A 20,681-nucleotide genomic window follows, 5' to 3' on the forward strand; every position below is an offset into this window, starting at 1 on the left:
CTGTCGGTATCGAGCGCATCGATAACGCCGTCGCCGTCACTGTCGCGTGGGTTCGACAGGTCACCACCGAACTCCTCCGCATCCGGAATGCCGTCGCCGTCGGAGTCGGCGACCGAAGGATCTGTGCCGGCCGCAATTTCAAAGCCATCGGGCACTCCGTCTTCATCCTCGTCACAGCGAGAGACGGTGTCGTCCGGTGAACAGACGTCTTTTACAAGGTTCACCTGGTCGGTGGCCTGATTGGTCGCCGTGTCACGGATAATCGCGTTAATGGAGATCGGGCCATCGTCGAGCTCGGTTGTATCAAACACCACCGAGAATGAACCTCCACCGTTGCCGTCATCGGCACAGGCAATGCCTGTCCGGGAGAGAGTTGTGCTGGCATTGCTGATATCGAGATCAAGGCTGTCATTCACCGCACTACAACTGCCGGCCACGGTGTAGGCCGGGGTGGTGGTGCTGTCCGGCCCTACGGTGTTGTCCAGCGATACGGTGGGCAAAGTGACGTCGACAGTAAGTTCGTCGGCGGTGACGTCGGTGCTTTGCTGGCCAACGGAGTCGGTGACGGTAGCCACCACCTCATACTGCCCGTCGTTTAGCTCGGCGCTGGCAGGAATCACAAGCGTCCAGCTATTGCCGGTCAGCGTGAGATTGCCATCGCCTTCCGTATAGTTTCTGGTGTTGACACTCACGGTCAGCGAAGCACCGGAAAATACCACTGCACTACCGGTCAGTTCGGGCGTGCTGTCGTTGGTCAGCAGGCTGTCCACAGTGGGGCGTTCAACCAGAGTGATCGTACCGGTGTTGCCGATGGCGACGCCGTTGATCGTGCCGGTGATGTTGGAGCTGCCGGTGGTGTTGTCGGAGGTGAACGTGGCGCTGTAGCTGCCGTCGCCGTTGTCCGTCACGTTGCTAATGGTGCCAAGCGTTGCGCTCAGGGTAACGGTGTCACCGCCGGTGGTCAGGGCATTGCCGTTTTCATCGATGGCCTGAACCGTTAGGCCACTCTGCGTGTTGCTGTCTGCGACCAGAGTTGGCAATGACGTGGCGATAGTGCTCTGACTGCCATTGGCATCACCGGGCACAAACTCCACGCTGGCCGTATCACTGATCTGTGCTGCATCGAGAGTACCTCTCACCAGCGCTGTTCCGGCCTCGGTAGACGAGGTCAATGTGGCTGTGTAGGTACCGTCGGCGTTGTCGGTTACCGGGCCAAGACTGCCTGAAGAGGTGGTGAGGACAACCGCGTTTCCACCCGAATCGAGGCTGTTCCCGTTTGCGTCGACGGCTTGAACCGTCACAGTAGAGGTTGTGGTGCCGTCCGCGGTAATTGTTGATGGTGCAGCCGAAATGATCGTGTTGGCGGCTGTGGCTGGCCCCGCAACAAAGGTGACGCTGGCGCTATCGGTGATCGAAGCTGCGTTCAGTGTACCGCTGACTGTGGCCGTTCCTTTAACCGTGGATGAGGTTAGCAGAGCCGTATAGGTGCCATCGCCATTGTCTGCGAAGTTGGACAGTGTTCCGGCGTTTGAGCTCAGGGAAACAGTGTCACCGCCTGCAGTCAGGTTGTTGCCGTTGGCATCCTTGGCTTGCACCGTAATCGTGGTGTTGGACGTACCATCAGCAGTAATGGAAGAAGGGGTAGCCGTAATCGTGGATGTGGCTGCCGAGGCGTCACCTGGCACAAATTCCACACTGGCAGTGTCGGTTATGTCGGTGCCATTCACCGTGCCGGAAATTGATGCGGTTTCAGCGGTTGTTGACGAAGTCAGCGTCGCCGAATAGGTACCGTCTCCGTTGTCGGTGACGTTGCTCAGAGTACCCGCGGTTGTTGCTAGCACTATGGCATCGCCACCGGAGGTGAGGGCATTGCCATTGGCATCGATTGCCTGGACAGTCACGGTAGAAGTGGTTACGCCATCGGCGGTAATCGACAGTGGCGCAGCCGTCAGCGTGGTGTTGGCCGCCGATGCCGGGCCCGGGGTGAAGGTAACCGTGGCGTCATCGACAACAGATTCACCGTCAATAGTGCCGGTAACCGTTGCATTACCCGCGGTTGTGCTGGATGTCAGGATGGCAGAATAGGTGCCATCACCGTTGTCTGTCACGGTGCCAAGGGTACCGCTGGTGGTTGAGAATGTAACGGTCTGGCCACTGAACGACGTGTTGTTCCCTGCTACGTCCCTGGCCTGGAGCGTGACTGTGGACGTGGAAACGCCGTCGGCGACAATAGAAGCGGGGTTGGCTGACAATGTTGAGTCTTCTGCGGTGCCCGGTAGCTCCGGCCCCTCGTTCTGTACATGGGTGAAGCTGACAGAATTGAAGTCCTGCTGGACAGGGAAGCCGCCATCGTCATAGAACAGCAGCGCTTCGATGGTGTAGGTGCCGCTTTGCTCGTCGATCTGGTATGTCGGGCTGTAGGATTTGGTCAGGGTTTCTCCAGCCGTTGCGGAAAAGTCTTCGGAGAGAACACCAATGTTGTTCCCGTCCGGATCAATCACGTTCAGTTCCACGCGATAGTCGCCGGTGGTGTTGATGTCTATAACCGCATCGACATCCATGGTGACTGTGGAGCCGGCAATACCGTAATTGGTGATGCTGAATGCCGTAGTGTCGGCATCCTCTTCCGAGCCACCGTCGATCAGCAACTGGCCCCAGTAGACGGTTAGCAGCCAACCATCACTGATTTCGATTCTCAGGAGGTTGTTGCCCGGCTGGATAAGGCCCGGATCAACGGAGAACCGCGTAGTGTTGTCGATGCCGTTTTCGCCGGACAGTGTCCCGATCTCAACGCCATTCAGAAAAACGGTGTCGATCTCCCCCGCCTCTTCGTCAACGTCGTTGGCGTTGATGGTCAGAACAGCACTGGTGGCTGGCAGCGCGCCGGTAACATCGATATTGAATTCAATGGGGTAGTTGGGGTAATTGGCGGTGTTATTGCCAAGTCTTACGTCCATGTCGCCATCGGCAGAGCCGGAGCCTGCATTGTCTTCGTTGTCTGTGTCGGTGTAATAGGTTTCACCGGCAAATGCTTGCGCACTTACCTGAAAAACCAGGAGACACAGCAAAAGCCTGAAAATGATCGCCGGAAAACGGCATCCTTGGTTTGATGACACGGGAATCCCCCTCCATTTTTTATCGTATAAAGCTCTTCATCGAAGGCTCATAGGTGGTAGAAAACGATCCGCGCATACAACTCCGTTGATCACTTTTCAAACACCGCTATTAGACTTAATAAACGTTAATAAACCCAGAAAAGTTGCACTTCGAACTGTTAAAAAATGTAATTTTTTTAGAGGGTTATTTGAGGGGGTATAGGAGAAATTATGAGTAGGTTGCTACTGTTAAGGCTGGTGTAAAAAGCGGGTTGAGTGATTGAGGCCCCCGGTTTCGGGGGCTTGCGTCGTAAGTCAGTGCGCCAACACCCGGCTCAGGAATGCCTGGGTGCGTTCATTCTGCGGATTGTCGAACACATCCGCCGGTTTGCCTTCCTCGACAATCTGGCCTTCGTGAATGTAGATCACGCGGTCGGCCACTTCCCGGGCGAAGCCCATTTCGTGGGTGACCACCATCATGGTCATACCTTCCTTGGCCAACTCTCGCATCACGTCCAGCACTTCGCCGATCATTTCCGGGTCCAGCGCGGAGGTGGGTTCGTCGAACAGCATCAGCCGGGGTTCCATGGCCAGTGCGCGGGCAATGGCTACGCGCTGCTGCTGGCCGCCCGAGAGCTGGCTGGGAAACTTGTCAGCCTGGCTGCCGATACCGACGCGGTTCAACAGTCTCTCCGCCGTAGCGTTGGCGACAGTTTCGGGGGCATCCTTGACCTTTCGGGGCGCGAGCATGATGTTCTTTTTCACCGTCAGGTGCGGGAACAGGTTGAACTGCTGGAACACCATGCCGACTTCCTTGCGGATTTCAGCCAGGGCTTTCGGGTTGCCACTCTTCGGGGCAAGCTCGTTACCGTCCACCACCAGCTTGCCGGACTCGAACTCTTCCAGGCCGTTAACGCAGCGGATGAGGGTGGATTTGCCGGAGCCACTGGCGCCGATAACCACCACCACTTCGCCGGCTTCAACGGTCAGGTCAATTTCCTTGAGGACATGCAGGGTACCGAAGTACTTGTTCATGCCCTGCATTTGCACGATCTGTGTCATGGGTACCTATCCTTCAGACAGAAGCCAGTCCGCGCCGCTCTATCAGGCGGAGCACGAGTGAGAGGGAGAGGGTAATCGCGAGGTACATGATCGCCACCACGAAGTAGACCTCGAAGGCAGTAAAGGTGTTAGCGATGTACACCTGGCCCTGGCGAACCAGCTCGCCCACACCGATGACCGAGAACAGTGATGTGTCCTTGATGCTCACGATCGCCTGATTGCCCAAGGGCGGAATCATGCGGCGGAAGGCCTGGGGCCAGATAATCGACCAGAAGGTCTGGGAGCGCGACAGGCCCAGCGACAGGCCGGCTTCGGTCTGGCCCTTGTCGATGGATTGCACGCCGCCCCGGACCACTTCGGAAATATAGGCGCCGGAGTTCAGGGCAATGGCGGCGATACCGGCGGTCAGCGGGTCAATCGGGCCGCCAACCAGATCGGGCAGACCGTAAAAGATAAAAAGCACCTGCACGAGAATGGGGGTGCCGCGGAAAATTTCGATGTACGCGGTTGCGGGCCAGCGAAAAAACCATTTTTTGTTGATGCTCAGCAGGCCGAAAATAATGCCCAGCACAAAACCAATGGCGAGGCCGCCAAAAGAAATAAGCAGGGTATAGGGAATACCTTTGAGCAAATAAGGAACGGCGTTGATGGCTGCCTGCCAGTCAAACTGAAACTGGAATTCCACAGTGGATGTCTCCGTTGGATGGGGAGTTACCAGCCGGGGTGTTGTGCACCCCGGCTGTGGTTTTCAGTTTTACATGTCTTCCGGCATGGGGCCGAACCACTTCTCGTAGATTTTCTTGTAGGTGCCGTCTTCCTTGATGGAAGCCAGGGCTTCGTTAACGTCATCCACCCACTCACTGCCGTTTTTCAGGGCGATGCCGTACTGCTGGCCTTCGTACAGCTTGCCAACGGTTTTAACTTTGCCTTCACCACGGGTGCTGGCGAAGTAGCCAACGTTGGGCGCATCGTAGAAAACGGCGTCAACGGCGCCTGACATAAGCGCCATGTACATGTCTGAACTGCCTGGGTAGGGCGTTACGCCGTCATTTTCGTCCAGCGTTTTCATCAGGTAGTCGTAGCTGGTGCTGCCGATCTTGGTGCCGATCTTCACACCTTCGAGATCTGAAATTTCCTCGACTTTTCCATTGTCCTGGCGCACCAGGATGCGCAGGCCGGAGTCGTAATACGGATCGGAGAAATCAACGATTTCCTCACGTTCTTCGGTGATGGTGATCCCGGCAATGGCGATGTCCACGTTGCCCGTCTGCAGGGCAGGGATGATGCCGTTAAAGTCCATGGTGTTCAGGTCGATCTCAAAGCCGGCACGGTCTGCCACTTCGCGGATGATCTCCATGTCGAAACCGATCATCTCGCCGGTCTCCTGGTCCATCATTTCGAACGGCACGAAGCTGGGGTCGGTGACGACGCGCAGGGTCTCTGCGCTGGCAGTGCCTGCGGCAACGGTAAGTGCCAGTGTTGCGCCAACCGTCTTAAGCCATTTGGTGCTCATACAATCTCCTGTTTTTACTTTTGTTGCCCGTGCACCCGGTGGAGTGCTCCAGAAATGCGGGCTGATCAAGCCTGTTCTTTCCGGGGGCGGTTTGTGGAACTGCAACCCTTACACTTTAGACCATCAGGCGGAGAAATGCAGAAAATCAAATGGTTGGAGGGGAGCCCTCTCCCGTGGAGGGAGAGGGTTTGGGGAGAGCAGCGAAACTTAAAACGCAATCTTCTCCCGCTCGCCAATCCCCAGGTTTTTCCAGATACTCAGGCTCGGTTCCGCCTGGTTCAGGGTATAGAAGTGAAGCCCGGGCGCCCCGGCGGCAAGCAGTTTCGCGCACATTTCGGTGATCACTTCCTCACCAAACTTGCGGATGCTGTCGCTGTCGTCGCCGTAGGCTTCCAGCTGCTTGCGGATCCAGCGGGGGATCTCCGCACCGCACATGTCCGAGAAGCGGGTCAGGTTGGAGAAGTTGACGATGGGCATAATGCCCGGCACCACCGGAATGGTAACGCCCATCTTCTCCAGACGGTCGATAAAGTAGAAGTAGCTGTCCGCGTTGAAGAAGTACTGGGTGATGGCGCTGTTGGCGCCTGCTTCAACCTTGCGGGCGAAGTTCTTCAGGTCGTCTTCCGCGGTGCGGGCCTGGGGGTGGAACTCCGGGTAGGCCGCTACTTCAATATTGAAGGTATCGCCGCTGTACTCGCGGATAAAGCTGACCAGCTCATTGGCGTACCGCAGTTCACCGGCGGCGCCCATGCCTGACGGCATGTCGCCACGCAGGGCGACGATGCGGTTGATGCCGTTGTCGCGATAGACATCCAGCAGTTCCGCAATGCTGTCGCGGGTGGCGCCCACGCAGGACAGATGCGGTGCGGTGGACACGCCCCGTTTGTGAAGGTCCAGCACCGTCTGCACAGTGCGGTCCCGGGTGGAGCCGCCGGCACCGAAGGTGACCGAGAAGAAATCCGGGTCAACCTCGGCCAGCGTATTGCGCACGCCCTGCAGCTTTTCCCAACCCTTGTCGGTCTTGGGCGGGAAAAACTCAAAGCTGAAGCGGCGTTTGAACTGTTTCTGGGTTTCCATGCTGCTACCTGATCAGTACTTGTAACTTTCCGGCTTGTACGGGCCTTCGACCGGTACGCCAATATACTTCGCCTGCTCAGGTGTCATCTTGGTGATCACGCCACCAAAGCCTTCCACCATGGCGCGGGCCACTTCCTCGTCCAGATGCTTGGGCAGAACCTGAACATAGATACCCTTTTCGCGGGCCTCTTCCGGAAGGTCGGCAAACTTGCGCTCGAACAGGTACATCTGTGCCAGCACCTGGTTGGCGAAGGAACCGTCCATGATCCGTGACGGGTGACCGGTGGCGTTACCCAGGTTAACCAGGCGGCCTTCGGACAGCAGGATCAGATGGTCGTTGGCGGCCTTGTCGCGATACACCACGTGCACCTGCGGTTTGACCTCGTCCCACTCCCAGTTCTTGCGCATGTAGGCGGTGTCGATTTCGTTGTCGAAGTGGCCGATGTTACACACCACGGCGCCGCTCTTGATCGCCTTGAGCATGTTGGCATCACACACGTTCATGTTGCCGGTGGTGGTGACCAGCAGGTCGGTGTTCTGCAGCAGTGCCTTGTCCACGCCTGCTTCAGTGCCGGTGTTGACACCATCGAGGTACGGCGACACCACTTCGAAACCGTCCATGCAGGCCTGCATGGCGCAGATCGGGTCGGCTTCGGTAACCTTCACGATCATGCCTTCCTGACGCAGGGACGCAGCAGAACCCTTGCCCACATCGCCGTAGCCGATGACCAGCGCTTTCTTGCCGGCCAGCAGGTGGTCGGTGGCGCGCTTGATGGCGTCGTTCAGGCTGTGGCGGCAGCCGTACTTGTTGTCGTTCTTGGACTTGGTCACTGCGTCGTTGACGTTGATGGCCGGCACTTTCAACTTGCCGTCCCGCAGCATTTCCTGCAGGCGGTGTACACCGGTGGTGGTTTCCTCGGTGACACCGTGGCAGTTAGCCAGAATCTCCGGATACTTTTCATGGAGCAGGGCCGTCAGGTCGCCGCCGTCGTCCAGAATCATGTTGGGTTCCCAGCCGTCCACGTCGGCACCAACGGTACGCTCGAGGCACCAGTCGTATTCCTCGTCGGTCTCACCTTTCCAGGCGAAAACAGGGACACCACTCTCGGCAATAGCGGCGGCTGCCTGATCCTGGGTCGAGAAGATGTTGCAAGATGACCAGCGCACTGTGGCGCCCAGCTCAACCAGTGTTTCGATCAGCACGGCGGTCTGGATGGTCATGTGAATGCAGCCCATGATGTTGGCGCCTTTCAGCGGCTGCTCGGTTTTGTATTTCTCACGCAGGGCCATCAGCGCAGGCATTTCGCCTTCGGCGATGTTGATTTCCTTACGGCCCCAGCCCGCGAGAGAGATATCGCGAACTTTGTAATCATCGAATTGCTTCAGTTTTTCTGCCGGAGTGCTCATGGTGTTCTCCCGTCGTATAAATAGTGGTGATGGTCGTGTGTACGACCGGTCTTCAAATCAAATACCAGCGGCATCCTTCAACAGGTCGGCCCGATCCGTCTTCTCCCATGGGAAGGACGTAAACGTCTTACCGCCAACGGTCATCTCAACAGGCTCGCGACCAAAGTGGCCGTAGGCCGCGGTGGCCCGATACATCGGGTGCAGCAGGTCCAGCATGTTGGTAATTGCATACGGGCGCAGGTCGAAGTGCTCGCGGACCAGCTTGATGATCTTGTCGTCGCTGATCTTCCCGGTGCCGAAGGTATTCAGGGAAATGGACGTTGGCTGCGCCACGCCGATGGCGTAGGACACTTGGATCTCGCATTTCTCAGCCAGGCCAGCAGCGACAATATTCTTGGCGACGTAACGGCCGGCATAGGCCGCGGAACGGTCGACCTTCGAGGGGTCCTTGCCGGAGAAGGCGCCGCCGCCGTGACGGGCCATGCCGCCGTAGGTGTCGACGATGATCTTGCGACCGGTCAGGCCGCAGTCGCCCACAGGGCCGCCGATCACGAACTTGCCAGTCGGGTTGATGTGGAACTGGGTATCCTTGTGCAGCAACTCCGCCGGCAGAGCGTGCTTGACGATCAGTTCCATGACGGCTTCTTTCAGATCTGCCTGGGACACGTCTTCGTCGTGCTGGGTGGACAGAACAATGGCGTCGATGCCGGTGACCTTGCCGTTTTCATAGCGGCAGGTGACCTGGCTTTTCGCATCGGGGCGCAGCCATGGCAGCAAGCCGCTCTTGCGGGCTTCTGCCTGGCGTTGTACCAGACGGTGAGAGAAAGTGATTGGGGCCGGCATCAGCACGTCGGTTTCGTTGCTGGCGTAGCCGAACATCAGGCCCTGGTCGCCGGCGCCCTGGTCTTCCGGCTTCTGGCGGTCAACACCCTGGGCAATGTCCACGGACTGCTTGCCGATGATGTTGATAATGCCGCAGGTGTCACCGTCGTAGCCCACGGTAGAGGAGGTGTAGCCGATGTCCTTGATCACGCCGCGCACCAGATCTTCCAGATCCACCCAGGCGCTGGTCGTGATTTCACCACCGACGATAGCGACCCCGGTCTTTACCATGGTTTCGCACGCAACCCGGGCATGGGGGTCGTCAACCAGAATGGCGTCGAGGACGGCATCGGAAATCTGGTCAGCCAATTTATCAGGGTGGCCTTCAGAGACCGATTCGGAGGTAAAGACGCTGTAGTCAGACATAGGGTTGCTCCTCTGTGAGCGTTGCAAATTCGGGCCGGCAATGGATTTTTGAGTGGGGCCGGCAGTTTTGATGTTGGTATCGTAAATCAGTTTTCAGAGTCTGCATATTTCTATATCAAAAAAAATTGATACAGTTTTTATTTCTGTCCTATGTGGACTCTGCGGTTTTCCAGAATTCTCTCACCTGCACCTGGAAGCCGTTTCTCAGCCCGATGAACAGCGACTCACCAGCAACCAGGCCTGCATCGGTGGCCCAACTGGTAAGCTCTTCCGGTTCAAAGCCCAGCCACAGATCGCCGCAGGCTTCCTTCGCCCAATCCTGGTCATGGCTGCACAGATCGCTGACGAACAGGCAACCTCCGGTGTTCATCAATGCCGAGGCATCGAGAAAAATGTCCGCGGGGCTGGGTACGTGGTGTAGGACCATGTTGGCCACCACCAGATCAAAATCGTCACCACGAGCCAAAAGGTTGTCGGTGACACCTTCAATCAGATCGACATTGTTCAGACGTTCTTCAATGCAGGTACGGGTGGCCTTGGCCAGCATGTCGCGGGAGTTATCCAGTGCCACCACGTGCCTGCAGATCTTCGAGAGCACTGGCAGGAATGCACCTTCACCGGGACCGATTTCCAGGGCCGTTTTCCAGTCATGACGCTCGGAACGATTACGAATCAGGTTCGCCACCGGTTCGGCGTAGAGGTCAAACGCGGCAATGAGTTCCTGTTGCTCCCGGAATTTTTCGGCGTAACGGGAGAAGAAGGCCTGGGACTGGTCCGCGCGCTGATTGCGGATGGCTTCGATCTTTTCCTGCAGATGCTCCGGCAGCGGAATACGGTCCACGCTCTGGAAAACCTGGCGGATGGTCTGGTCCGTCAGCTTGTCGCTTTCGAGGTTCAGGGGGCGCCGGTAGAAAATGGCGTTGCCTTCCCTCTGGGGTTCCAGCAGTCCTGCCTTGTGCATCACCTTCAAATGATGACTCATGCCCGACTGGCGCATCTCGAAGAGCTGGCTCAGCTCCAGTACACCGAAGGTGTCCCGACGCAACACCCGCAGAATCTCCAGGCGCAACGGGTCACCGCTCGCTTTGAAGATCGGTGCCAGGGCGTCCACGGAGGACAGGTCAGTTGCAGGTGTGGTCATGGATGTCATGGGAAAGAAGTGTAGGCATGTCTTTCCGGGCAATCAACATCTATATCAAAATAAATTGATATAGATTTAGATCTGTTTGAAAAATCAGATAAAATTTCTGTGCAGAAATTCCGGCGTTGAAAACATCCGTAAAACTTCTATAAAAAGAGTGTCGCCGATTTGCCCCGGTGGTCACTAATCGGCGAAAATACGCGCCTTCTTTTTAACCGTTCACCTTTTGCCGACCAAAAACTGGAGAAACGTCAATGCCGTCTCGCACAGATCTCGCCAACGCCATTCGCGCGCTGAGCATGGATGCGGTTCAGAAAGCCAAATCCGGCCATCCGGGCGCGCCCATGGGTATGGCGGACATCGCCGAGGTCCTCTGGAACGATTTCCTTAGCCACAACCCGGCCAACCCCCAGTGGGCTAACCGTGACCGGTTTGTGCTGTCCAACGGCCATGGCTCCATGCTGCAGTATTCCCTGCTGCACCTGAGCGGCTATGACGTCTCCATCGACGACATCAAGAACTTCCGTCAACTGCACTCCAAAACCCCGGGCCACCCTGAGTACGGTTATACACCGGGCGTTGAAACCACCACGGGGCCGCTCGGGCAGGGCATTGCCAATGCGGTCGGCTTTGCGCTGGCGGAGAAAACCCTGGCTGAGCAGTTCAACCGCCCTGGCCACAATGTTGTTGATCACTACACCTACGCCTTCCTGGGCGATGGCTGCCTGATGGAAGGCATCTCCCACGAGGTGTCTTCCCTGGCCGGCACATTGGGCCTTGGCAAGCTGATCATGTTCTACGACGACAATGGCATCTCCATCGACGGTGAAGTGGACGGCTGGTTTACCGACGACACGCCCAGGCGTTTCGAAGCTTATGGCTGGCAGGTCATTCCCGAGGTTGATGGCCATAACCCGGAGGCCGTTCGCGCTGCGATTGAGGCCGGCCGGGCGAACACAACTCAGCCCACACTGATTTGCTGCAAGACCATCATTGGTTTTGGTTCCCCCAACAAGCAAGGCACCGAAGCCTGTCACGGCGCTGCGCTGGGTGAGGACGAAATTGCACTGACCCGCGAGAAGCTGGGTTGGAACCACGGTGCTTTCGAGATCCCGTCGGAAGTATACGGTGCCTGGGATGCCCGTGAAAAAGGCGCCGCCGCACAGACCGAGTGGGAGCAGGCATTTGCCGCCTACGAAAAGGCGGAACCGGAACTGGCCGCTGAGCTCAAGCGTCGTATGGCCGGAGAACTGCCGGCGGACTTCTCCGAGAAGGCCCAGGCGTATATTCAAGAGTGCCAGGACAAAGGCGAAACTGTTGCCAGCCGCAAGGCGTCCCAGAACACCCTGAACGCCTATGGCCCGATGCTGCCGGAATTGCTGGGTGGCTCTGCCGACCTGGCAGGCTCCAACCTCACTATCTGGAATGGCAGCAAGCCACTGACCAAAGAAGACGCCAGCGGTAACTACGTTTACTACGGTGTTCGCGAATTCGGCATGGCAGCCATTATGAACGGCGTCGCCCTGCATGGCGGCTTCGTACCTTACGGCGCTACCTTCCTGATCTTTATGGAGTACTGCCGTAACGCCGTGCGCATGGCCGCGTTGATGAAACAGCGCACCATCTATGTGTTCACCCACGACTCCATTGGTCTGGGCGAAGATGGTCCTACGCATCAGCCCATCGAGCAGTTGGCGAGCCTGCGCACCACGCCTAATATGAGCACCTGGCGCCCGGCGGATGCCGTTGAGTCAGCGGTCGCCTGGAAAGCTGCCCTGGAGCGTGTCGATGGCCCGACTGCGCTGGTCTTCTCCCGTCAGGGACTGCCGCACCAGCAGCGTGATGCCGAGCAACTGGCCAACATCGCCAAGGGTGGCTACATCCTGTCAGACAGCGAGGGCACGCCGGACCTGATCCTCATCGCCACTGGTGGTGAAGTGGGGCTGGCTCAGGACGCAGCCGAAGCGCTGCGCCAGAAGGGTAACAAAGTTCGCGTGGTGTCCATGCCATCCACCGACACCTTCGACGCCCAGAGCGCCGCCTATAAGCAGGAAGTGCTGCCGCTCGAAGTGACCAACCGGGTCGCCGTCGAGGCCGCTATTGAAGATTACTGGTACAAGTACGTTGGCCTGGACGGCCGCGTGGTGGGCATGAGCACCTTCGGCGAGTCAGCGCCTGCTGGTGAGCTGTTCAAGGAATTCGGCTTTACGGTGGACAACATCATCGCCGTGGCCGGGGAGCTGCTGGAAGCCTGATGAGCACCGCTGCACCGTATCGCATCGCCATCAATGGATACGGCCGTATCGGCCAGTGCGTCTTGCGTGCACTCTACGAGAATCGTTTTCGCGATCACCTTCAGGTGGTCGCGATTAACGAGCTGGCGGACATCGATACCATTGCCCATCTCACCCGCTACGACTCCACCCATGGTCGATTCCAGGGTGAGATAAACGTTGAGGGAGATTCCCTGCTGGTAAACGGGGACCGTATTCGCGTCGTCCGTTGCGCCGAAGTATCGGAGCTGCCCTGGGACGAGCTGGGCATTGATCTGGTGCTGGAGTGCTCCGGTGCTTTCACCGACCGTGCGACGGCCGAGCAACACCTGAAGGCTGGTGCTGAACGCCTGCTGTTCTCACAACCGGCGGAATCCGATGTGGATCGCACCATTGTTTATGGCGTGAATCAGGACCAACTGGCCGAGTCTGACCGTATCGTGGCTGCTGCCTCCTGCACCACCAATTGCCTGGTACCGGTTATCCAGGTACTTGATGAAGCATTGGGGGTGGAGCACGGCACGACAACCACTATTCATGCGGCCATGAATGACCAGCCGGTGATCGACGCCTACCACCATCAGGACCTGCGCCGAACCCGCAGCGCCCTGCACAACATTGTTCCGGTCGACACAGGCCTTGCGAAGGGCATTGAGCGCTTGCTGCCTCACATGGAAGGCAAGTTCAGCTCGGTGGCCATGCGGGTGCCCACCATGAACGTGTCGGCAATCGACATGGTGGTGAATGTCAGAGAAAACACCTCGGTGGAGGCGGTGAACAACTTACTAAAAAACGCCGCCCATGGCCCGCTGAAACACATTCTGGGCTACACCGATGAGCTTCTGGCCAGCTCCGATTTTAATCACGACGCCCACTCCGGCATCGTCGACGGAGGCCAGACGCGCGTAACCGGCGGCACCATGGTGAAGGTGCTGTGCTGGTTTGATAACGAGTGGGGGTTCGCAAATCGGATGCTGGACGTCAGCAAACACTGGCTCTCCAGCCACTGACACATTTTGATCAGGGGATGAACAACGATGACTATCAAGAGAATGACCGATCTGGATCTCGCCGGTAAGCGGGTACTGATTCGTGAAGACCTCAACGTACCGGTAAAAAATGGTGAAGTGTCCAGCGACGCTCGCATCCGTGCCTCGCTGCCGACGATTAAGGCGGCGAAGGACGCAGGCGCAAAGGTCATGCTGATGTCCCACCTCGGCCGCCCGGAAGAAGGCGTTTACGACGAAGCCTCTTCCATGAAACCGGTGGCAGACCACCTCAGCAAGGTACTGGGTCAGGAAGTTCGCCTGATCACCGATTACCTCGAGGGCGTTGATGTAGCCGACGGCGAAGTCGTCCTTTTCGAAAACGTCCGCTTCAACAAGGGCGAGAAGAAAGACGACGAAGAGCTTTCCAAAAAGTACGCAGCCCTGTGCGATGTCTACGTGATGGACGCCTTCGGCACCGCCCACCGCGCCCAGGCCTCCACCCATGGTGTTGCCCGCTTCGCGCCCGAAGCCTGCGCCGGCCCGCTGCTGGCAGCAGAGCTCGAAGCCCTCGGCAAAGCCCTGGATAACCCGGCCAAGCCCGTGGTTGCTATTGTCGGCGGCTCCAAAGTATCCACCAAACTGGACGTACTCAACGCCCTGGAAAAAGTCTGCGACTCCATCATCGTCGGTGGCGGCATCGCCAACACCTTCCTGGCGGCCGCTGGCCATCCGGTCGGCAAATCCCTGTGTGAACACGACCTGATCGACACGGCCCGGGAAATCGCCTCCCGCGTTGAAATACCGCTGCCTGTGGATGTTGTGGTTGCCAGCGAATTCGCCGAAACCGCGACCGCCACCACGAAGAACATCTCCGACGTCAGCGATGATGACATGATCCTCGACGTTGGCCCGGAAACCGCTGGCCAGTTCGCCGAGCTGCTAAAAAGCGCCAAAACCATCCTCTGGAACGGCCCGGTTGGTGTTTTTGAATTTGATCAGTTCAGCAACGGCACCCAGTCCCTGGCGAAAGCCATCGCCGAAAGCGACGCCTTCTCCCTGGCTGGCGGCGGTGATACCGTTGCTGCCGTTGACAAGTACGGTGTGAGTGACAAAATCTCGTACATTTCCACCGGTGGCGGTGCTTTCCTGGAATTTGTGGAAGGAAAGACGTTGCCAGCTGTCGCAGTTCTTGAAGAGCGCGGCGTATAGCACAAGCTTGAATCGCAAGGAGGGCAGAGACACTCTCCCGGGACCGTCAAAAACAGGGATGTTTTTGTCGAGCGTACACGGACGTATTTACAGCGTGTCCCGGGAGAGTGTCTCTGCCCTCCGAAGCAGACTCCAAACCAGAGAAGTCTGCCAAAGACATTGTTTAATAAACCAAGGAGACAACCCCAATGGCCCTGATTTCGATGCGGCAACTGCTGGACCACGCCGCCGAGCATGGTTACGGTGTGCCGGCGTACAACGTGAACAACCTTGAGCAGATGCGCGCGATCATGGAGGCGGCCGACAAGACCGACTCTCCGGTGATTGTTCAGGCCTCTGCCGGCGCCCGCAAATACGCCGGTGCCCCCTTCCTGCGTCACCTGATTCTGGCGGCCATTGAAGAGTTTCCCCATATTCCGGTGGTTATGCACCAGGATCACGGCACCAGCCCGTCCGTATGTCAGCGCTCCATTCAGTTAGGCTTCAGCTCCGTAATGATGGACGGCTCCCTGGGTGAAGACGGTAAGACTCCTACCGACTATGAGTACAACGTCGACGTCACCCGCCGCACTGTGGAAATGGCCCACGCCTGTGGCGTGTCCGTGGAAGGCGAGCTCGGCTGCCTGGGCTCCTTGGAAACCGGGCAGGCCGGCGAAGAAGACGGCATTGGCGCAGAAGGCACCCTGGATCACAGCCAGATGCTGACCGATCCGGAAGAAGCGGCGGATTTCGTCAAGAAAACCCACGTGGACGCCCTGGCCATAGCCATCGGAACCAGCCACGGTGCTTACAAGTTCACCCGTCCGCCGACCGGTGACATCCTGGCCATCGAGCAGATTAAAAAGATCCATGCCCGCATCCCGGACACCCACCTGGTCATGCACGGCTCCAGCTCCGTGCCCCAGGAGTGGCTGAAGATCATCAACGAATACGGCGGTGAAATCCCGGAAACCTACGGTGTGCCGGTTGAGGAAATCGTTGAAGGCATCAAGCACGGTGTTCGCAAGGTCAACATCGACACCGACCTGCGCCTGGCCAGCACCGGCGCAACCCGTCGTTTCCTGGCCCAGAACCCGGCCGAATTCGACCCGCGTAAATTCCTGAAAGAAACCATGAAGGCGATGACGGAAGTCTGCGTCGCCCGCTACGAAGCCTTCGGCACAGCCGGCAACGCCAGCAAGATCAAACCGGTTAACCTTGAACGCATGTTTGAGCGGTATGCTTCTGGTGAGCTGGATCCCAAGGTTCGATAAGCCCTGGGGTTTGCCTCTGTAGCCCGCTGACATGGCGGGCGTGCAGCGGTGGCAGAGACTGTTCAGAAAACGCCCTTAAATACCTCCATCTAGGGCTTGGTAGCGCCATCCCCGGCGCTCCACATTTCTGAGCAGTCTCTCAGTGGCTATCGGCTCCAAAAATCCGGTTGATGGTTCCGTCCTGTTTCATGTCCTCCAGTGCCTCATCGAAGCGAGCAACCTCTTCCCCGATCGGTGACGACTTTGACAGACCAATGAAGAATGGAACCGCCTCGAACGGCCCCCGGTGGTGAGTGAGCTTTTTCCGTAGGTTCGGGCGGTCTTCAATGGCCGATTCACCGGCAACCCGATTGACAAAAAAGACGTCGATTCGCCCCAGAGCAAGCCTCAACAAATTGCTCAGGATGGTTGGGCCCGGGTCAACCTTCAGCCGGTATTCCTCAACTGCCTGGTCAAAGGCCTCTCCATAGTTGAATCCTTCCGTCAGCCCTATCCTCAAGCCCTGAAAGTCTTTGAATGTTCGGAAGTCTCGCTCAAAAGTACGGTCCTTCAAAGCCCAGACCACGTTGGCATCCTGGTGGATCGCCACGGTGAAATTCAGATATCGGGATCGATCCTTATTGCGGGTCAACAACATCACGCCATCGTATTTGCCTTCTTTAGCCCATAAGAGGCAGCGTTTCCAGGGCAAAAGCCTGAGATGCAACGTCATGCCCAGGCGTTGTTCCAGTTCCTCGAACAGTTCAACGGCCATGCCGGCTTTGGGTGGCATGCTGATTTCGCCGACGGTGTAGGGGGGCCAAGGGTCTTCGCAAAATCGGTAGGTGGGCTGACGCTGATCGTTAGCGGCAGAATGGAAGCTGAGAGCCGCAAGCAATGGCATCAGTATGGATCTGACGAAACGCCGTAATGTATGGGTCATGATGCCATCTGTTTTCTATATAGACCGATTTACCGCAAAATACGTTTTATCCTTTGGTGGAAAGTTTTGCAATCTCTGCGTAAATTTTCTCCGCCTCCTCCATCAACGTGCCATGGGTACGTAAGTCACCATTGCGCTGGGCATGCAGCGCCTTCTGAAGCTTGGCTTCGTATTCCTTCTGCAGTTTCTTCTTTGGATCGCCCTTCAGGAATCCCAGCATTTTTTCACCTGTTTTCATTGATGTGTCTGGGAGCTTACGCCAATTGGGCACGAAAGTTCACAAACGAGTCCCCGTCATACTAACGGTACTCGTCTGCCGGATTCTCAGTTTCAAAGAATTTCACCGGGCCGTTACAAAATCCGTACATGATTGCGTCACTCCGTGGTCCGGGTTTTGCTCTATAGTCAATCATAAGTCTGGACGGGTAGGCCGAGCCCTGCCGCCGGAATGTGTGATTCACACGTGTTGATGGAGCCCGTATGACCCCTCGTTTTCTGAAGGCGCTGGTAACGAGCCGCTTGCTGCGACCTGTTTTCCTGATTCTGATCGTTGCCGGTGTGGTGCAGGTCGCCATGAGCCAGTGGCTGATATCCAATCAGGTGGACAGCCTGGTGGAGACCGCCGGTTCCGCCCTTGAGGCCAGCAGCCGTGAAGTCAGTGGGTCGTTTGGTGACACGCGCGAAGACGTCCGTAATCGCCTGCAGCTCATGCAGCAGAGGACCACGGAAGAGTTGGCGGGTGAATTGACGCGCCAGCAGACGGCTCAGCAGGAGCGGGTGGCGAACAACGTTCGGTCGGCAGTGATGTCTGAAGCGCAGGGGCTGGCGGAGGTGCTGGCCGCGGTTGCCGCGCCGCTGATCTGGGATCGGGACGTGCCGCGGTTGACGGATCTCATTGAGCTGGCGGATGCCCGGGAGTCGGTTCTTTTTGCAGTCTATTACGATCAGTACGGGGAAAGGCTGACCCGTTATGTCGATCGCACCGATGATCGCGTACGCACCTTAATGGAGCAGGGGGAGGGCCGTGGTGCGGCAAATAAGGTCCTGGATGCGGCAAGCCGCGACCCCAACGTGGTGATTATCACCGCCGATATCAAACCTCAGGGCACAGCGATTGGTCAGCTGAAAATGGGGCTCTCACTGGAAGGGATCAACCGTGATCTCGCTGCTCTGGAAGAAGAATTCAGTGAGACCATCACCGGCAGTATCGACGCGCTGCGCCAGACATTGGAGGCTGAGACCGGGGAGGTCAACCAGCGCCTGCAGCAACAGCTTGCCACCATGGGTGGAGACACGCAGGCACGTATTGATAGCACCGTGGGGGCACTGGATCGCGAGGCGGGCAGCCTTGCCTCCAATCTCTCATTCCTTGCCATCGGTTCTGTGGTTGTGCTGATTGTTCTGGTGGCGGCCGTGCTCGGCGGCGGCCTTCTTCCCCGTGTGCTCCGGTTGAGTTCGGCGATCTGGCAGATAGCCGACGGTGAGGCCGATCTGACCCGACGGGTATCCCTCAAGGGCCGCGACGAACTGACGGAAATGGCACGGGGCATGAACCAGTTCATTGCGCGCATCCAGGAGTTGGTGTCAGAGGTAAAGTCGTCCGCCGAATCAGCCGCTGAGAGAGCCAGAGAACAAGGTCAGATCAGCCGCGATGCGGTATCGGCCGTTAATCGCCAGCAGCAGGAAGTGGCGGAGGTGTCGGATACCATGTCGGCAATGTCGGGCAGCATTGCCGAAGTGGCTGACAGCGTCCAGGAAATAGCCGGTTCCGTCCAGAACGTAAACGCGGAGAGTGAGGCAACGGCATCGATTTCCCGTGATGTAAGAGGGCGTCTGGATCAGGTTGTTGCTAACGTGGAGCAGGCCGTCGCGGCGGTCAATGAACTGAACAGCCAGAGTACGGAAATTGATTCCGTGCTCTCGGTAATCGGAGCTATTGCTGAGCAGACCAACCTGTTGGCGCTTAACGCTGCCATTGAAGCGGCGAGGGCGGGCGAATCCGGGCGAGGCTTTGCGGTCGTGGCCGATGAAGTGCGTACCCTGGCCAGCCGCACCCAGGAATCCACCACGGAAATTCAGGGCATTATTGATCGCCTTCAGCGGGGCAGCCGCCAGGCCGTGACCGTGATTGATCAGGTTTCGGGGCAGGTGGCGGAATCGTCCGCCGAATTCCGTCGCGCCGACGAGCACTTCGACCAGATCAACCAAATGCTGGGTAGTTTGCAGAAACGCGCGCTTGAGACTTCGGCGGTTGCGGAAGAGCAGAGCAGGAACGCGGGGGAAGTCAGCGTCAACGTGACGGACATTGCCCGCCTGTCCGGTGAAACCGTTGACGCCATTGAACGCTCAGATCAGGCCAGCGGGCAGATCGGGGAACTACTGGACACCCTGCAGGGCAAGGCATCCCAGTTCCGGGTATAAGTGCGCTCGGCGGCTCTACTCACAGAGCCGCGCACGGGCACGTCGATATTCATCACCAATTCGCCCGACAAGATCGCTGACCGATACAACATCGGTGATCTGGCTGACGCCTTGGCCGGCGGACCAGACGGTTTTCCAGGCTTTGGCTTCGTCGTCCACGGGCTTGAGCTTGTCGCCGTAATTCAGCTCACCGGCCTGGTTCAGCTTATCCATGGGGTAGCCGGCGGCTTCCAGACTCTGACGCATAAAGTTGGCGGGAATCCCTGACACCGCCGGTGTGTGGATAATGTCGCCGGATACCGCCTCGATGATCATGTTCTGATAGGCTGCTTCCGCCCGCGATTCGGTGGTATTGATAAACCGTGTGCCCAGATAGCACAGGTCCGCGCCCATGGCTTGAGCCGCCAGGAGGTCTTCGCCGTTGGAAAGCCCGCCGGCGAGCAGGATCACGCCATCGAACACCTCGCGGATTTCGTGCACCAGCACGAATGGATTAATGGTGCCAGCGTGGCCGCCGGCACCGGCAGACACCGCGATAATGCCATCAACGCCTGCTTCGGCCGCTTTGCGGGCGTGTTTCTGGTTGGTGACATCGTGGAACACCAGGCCGCCGTAACTGTGCACCGCTTCAGTCACCTTGGTGGCGGCTCCCAGGGAGGTGATCACGATGGGCACCTGGTGTTTGACGCACAGGTCCAGATCGGCCTCCCAGCGTGGGTTCGTGCGATGTACGATGAGATTCACGGCATAAGGCGCGGCTGTCTGGCCCGGATGGGTTTCCCGGAAGTCCTTCAGGCCTTCGTTCATCTGAATCACCCATTCCTCGAAGCCTTCGCTGGTGCGCTGGTTCAGGGCCGGGAAGCTGCCAACGATACCCTGCTTGCAGCAGGCCAGCGCCATCTCCGGTCCGGAGATCAGAAACATGGGTGCCGCCACCAGCGGGAGACTCAGCGATGTCTTCAGGGATTCAGGTAAGGCCATGAGAATTCCTTAATTTTTGTTGGAACTTATGTAATGTATAAAGATCTTAGCGTGCTCATTACCGCATGAAAACGTCCACGAATGAATAAA

Annotated in this window: 16 protein-coding genes; 5 read left to right on the top strand and 11 right to left on the bottom strand. The window is 57.8% G+C overall.

Annotated elements, in window-relative coordinates; all coding sequences use genetic code 11:
- From JJO78_RS17685 to JJO78_RS17720, 8 genes are all read right to left on the bottom strand, one after another.
- On the bottom strand, positions 1 to 3,116 hold a 3,116-nt coding region (locus JJO78_RS17685), incomplete at its 3' end, for an invasin domain 3-containing protein (protein ID WP_273624311.1).
- A 294-nt stretch (positions 3,117 to 3,410) separates the two neighbouring features.
- A complete protein-coding gene (locus tag JJO78_RS17690; RefSeq protein ID WP_036208977.1) occupies positions 3,411 to 4,157 on the bottom strand; it encodes an amino acid ABC transporter ATP-binding protein in 747 nt (248 codons plus the stop codon).
- 13 nt (positions 4,158 to 4,170) lie between these two features.
- Positions 4,171 to 4,842 carry an amino acid ABC transporter permease gene (locus tag JJO78_RS17695; protein WP_041334074.1) on the bottom strand — a complete coding sequence of 224 codons (672 nt, stop codon included), beginning with the start codon at positions 4,840 to 4,842 and terminating at the stop codon, positions 4,171 to 4,173.
- 69 nt (positions 4,843 to 4,911) lie between these two features.
- On the bottom strand, positions 4,912 to 5,670 hold the full coding sequence (locus tag JJO78_RS17700; protein ID WP_075194435.1) for a transporter substrate-binding domain-containing protein: 759 nt from the start codon (positions 5,668 to 5,670) through the stop codon (positions 4,912 to 4,914).
- 207 nt (positions 5,671 to 5,877) lie between these two features.
- The gene (gene metF / locus JJO78_RS17705; RefSeq protein ID WP_143743762.1) at positions 5,878 to 6,747 is read right to left on the bottom strand and encodes a methylenetetrahydrofolate reductase [NAD(P)H]; all 870 of its coding nucleotides are present in this window, start codon (positions 6,745 to 6,747) and stop codon (positions 5,878 to 5,880) included.
- Between the two features lie 12 nt (positions 6,748 to 6,759).
- On the bottom strand, positions 6,760 to 8,154 hold the full coding sequence (gene ahcY, locus JJO78_RS17710) for an adenosylhomocysteinase (RefSeq protein ID WP_143743763.1): 1,395 nt from the start codon (positions 8,152 to 8,154) through the stop codon (positions 6,760 to 6,762).
- A gap of 57 nt (positions 8,155 to 8,211) precedes the next feature.
- Positions 8,212 to 9,402 carry a methionine adenosyltransferase gene (gene metK / locus JJO78_RS17715; protein WP_007155656.1) on the bottom strand — a complete coding sequence of 397 codons (1,191 nt, stop codon included), beginning with the start codon at positions 9,400 to 9,402 and terminating at the stop codon, positions 8,212 to 8,214.
- Positions 9,403 to 9,550: 148 nt separating this feature from the next.
- On the bottom strand, positions 9,551 to 10,552 hold the full coding sequence (locus tag JJO78_RS17720) for a metalloregulator ArsR/SmtB family transcription factor (protein ID WP_036208990.1): 1,002 nt from the start codon (positions 10,550 to 10,552) through the stop codon (positions 9,551 to 9,553).
- 245 nt (positions 10,553 to 10,797) lie between these two features.
- Here JJO78_RS17720 and tkt point away from each other — a divergent pair, with 245 nt between their 5' ends.
- The 4 genes from tkt (at position 10,798) to fba (ending at position 16,267) form a co-directional block, all read left to right on the top strand.
- Complete coding sequence (tkt, locus tag JJO78_RS17725) at positions 10,798 to 12,798, top strand: transketolase (protein ID WP_075194436.1); 2,001 nt, start codon at positions 10,798 to 10,800, stop codon at positions 12,796 to 12,798.
- A complete protein-coding gene (gene gap / locus JJO78_RS17730; protein ID WP_269399703.1) occupies positions 12,798 to 13,826 on the top strand; it encodes a type I glyceraldehyde-3-phosphate dehydrogenase in 1,029 nt (342 codons plus the stop codon). Before tkt ends, gap begins: the two co-directional genes overlap by 1 nt.
- A 27-nt stretch (positions 13,827 to 13,853) precedes the next feature.
- Positions 13,854 to 15,014, top strand: a complete 1,161-nt coding sequence (locus JJO78_RS17735; protein WP_126811689.1) for a phosphoglycerate kinase — start codon at positions 13,854 to 13,856, stop codon at positions 15,012 to 15,014.
- Positions 15,015 to 15,202: 188 nt separating this feature from the next.
- Positions 15,203 to 16,267 (top strand): class II fructose-bisphosphate aldolase, encoded by a 1,065-nt coding sequence (gene fba / locus JJO78_RS17740; protein ID WP_085679317.1) that lies wholly within the window; start codon positions 15,203 to 15,205, stop codon positions 16,265 to 16,267.
- Between the two features lie 139 nt (positions 16,268 to 16,406).
- On the opposite strand, the gene JJO78_RS17745 is transcribed toward fba, so the two are convergent.
- Together JJO78_RS17745 and JJO78_RS17750 are read right to left on the bottom strand one after the other, a co-directional pair.
- Complete coding sequence (locus JJO78_RS17745) at positions 16,407 to 17,189, bottom strand: substrate-binding periplasmic protein (protein WP_269399702.1); 783 nt, start codon at positions 17,187 to 17,189, stop codon at positions 16,407 to 16,409.
- 46 nt (positions 17,190 to 17,235) lie between these two features.
- Positions 17,236 to 17,409 carry a DUF6435 family protein gene (locus JJO78_RS17750; protein WP_269399793.1) on the bottom strand — a complete coding sequence of 58 codons (174 nt, stop codon included), beginning with the start codon at positions 17,407 to 17,409 and terminating at the stop codon, positions 17,236 to 17,238.
- Between the two features lie 260 nt (positions 17,410 to 17,669).
- Here JJO78_RS17750 and JJO78_RS17755 point away from each other — a divergent pair, with 260 nt between their 5' ends.
- A complete protein-coding gene (locus JJO78_RS17755) occupies positions 17,670 to 19,610 on the top strand; it encodes a methyl-accepting chemotaxis protein (protein WP_269399701.1) in 1,941 nt (646 codons plus the stop codon).
- A gap of 15 nt (positions 19,611 to 19,625) precedes the next feature.
- Here the strand turns inward: JJO78_RS17755 and JJO78_RS17760 are convergent, their stop codons facing one another.
- Positions 19,626 to 20,591, bottom strand: a complete 966-nt coding sequence (locus tag JJO78_RS17760) for an NAD(P)H-dependent flavin oxidoreductase (RefSeq protein ID WP_091642953.1) — start codon at positions 20,589 to 20,591, stop codon at positions 19,626 to 19,628.
- Positions 20,592 to 20,681 lie beyond the last annotated feature (90 nt).

This window comes from Marinobacter sp. DS40M6 (assembly GCF_028581595.1).
In the GTDB taxonomy this organism is placed as follows: domain Bacteria; phylum Pseudomonadota; class Gammaproteobacteria; order Pseudomonadales; family Oleiphilaceae; genus Marinobacter; species Marinobacter salarius.

Excerpts from the sequence above, each read along its gene's own strand:
- JJO78_RS17690 (WP_036208977.1), bottom strand. The coding sequence starts at position 4,157 with ATGACACAGATCGTGCAAATGCAGGGCATGAACAAGTACTTCGGTACC.
- JJO78_RS17700 (WP_075194435.1), bottom strand. The coding sequence starts at position 5,670 with ATGAGCACCAAATGGCTTAAGACGGTTGGCGCAACACTGGCACTTACC.
- metF (WP_143743762.1), bottom strand. The coding sequence starts at position 6,747 with ATGGAAACCCAGAAACAGTTCAAACGCCGCTTCAGCTTTGAGTTTTTC.
- ahcY (WP_143743763.1), bottom strand. The coding sequence starts at position 8,154 with ATGAGCACTCCGGCAGAAAAACTGAAGCAATTCGATGATTACAAAGTT.
- metK (WP_007155656.1), bottom strand. The coding sequence starts at position 9,402 with ATGTCTGACTACAGCGTCTTTACCTCCGAATCGGTCTCTGAAGGCCAC.
- JJO78_RS17720 (WP_036208990.1), bottom strand. The coding sequence starts at position 10,552 with ATGACATCCATGACCACACCTGCAACTGACCTGTCCTCCGTGGACGCC.
- tkt (WP_075194436.1), top strand. The coding sequence starts at position 10,798 with ATGCCGTCTCGCACAGATCTCGCCAACGCCATTCGCGCGCTGAGCATG.
- gap (WP_269399703.1), top strand. The coding sequence starts at position 12,798 with ATGAGCACCGCTGCACCGTATCGCATCGCCATCAATGGATACGGCCGT.
- JJO78_RS17735 (WP_126811689.1), top strand. The coding sequence starts at position 13,854 with ATGACTATCAAGAGAATGACCGATCTGGATCTCGCCGGTAAGCGGGTA.
- fba (WP_085679317.1), top strand. The coding sequence starts at position 15,203 with ATGGCCCTGATTTCGATGCGGCAACTGCTGGACCACGCCGCCGAGCAT.
- JJO78_RS17745 (WP_269399702.1), bottom strand. The coding sequence starts at position 17,189 with ATGACCCATACATTACGGCGTTTCGTCAGATCCATACTGATGCCATTG.
- JJO78_RS17750 (WP_269399793.1), bottom strand. The coding sequence starts at position 17,409 with ATGCTGGGATTCCTGAAGGGCGATCCAAAGAAGAAACTGCAGAAGGAA.
- JJO78_RS17755 (WP_269399701.1), top strand. The coding sequence starts at position 17,670 with ATGACCCCTCGTTTTCTGAAGGCGCTGGTAACGAGCCGCTTGCTGCGA.
- JJO78_RS17760 (WP_091642953.1), bottom strand. The coding sequence starts at position 20,591 with ATGGCCTTACCTGAATCCCTGAAGACATCGCTGAGTCTCCCGCTGGTG.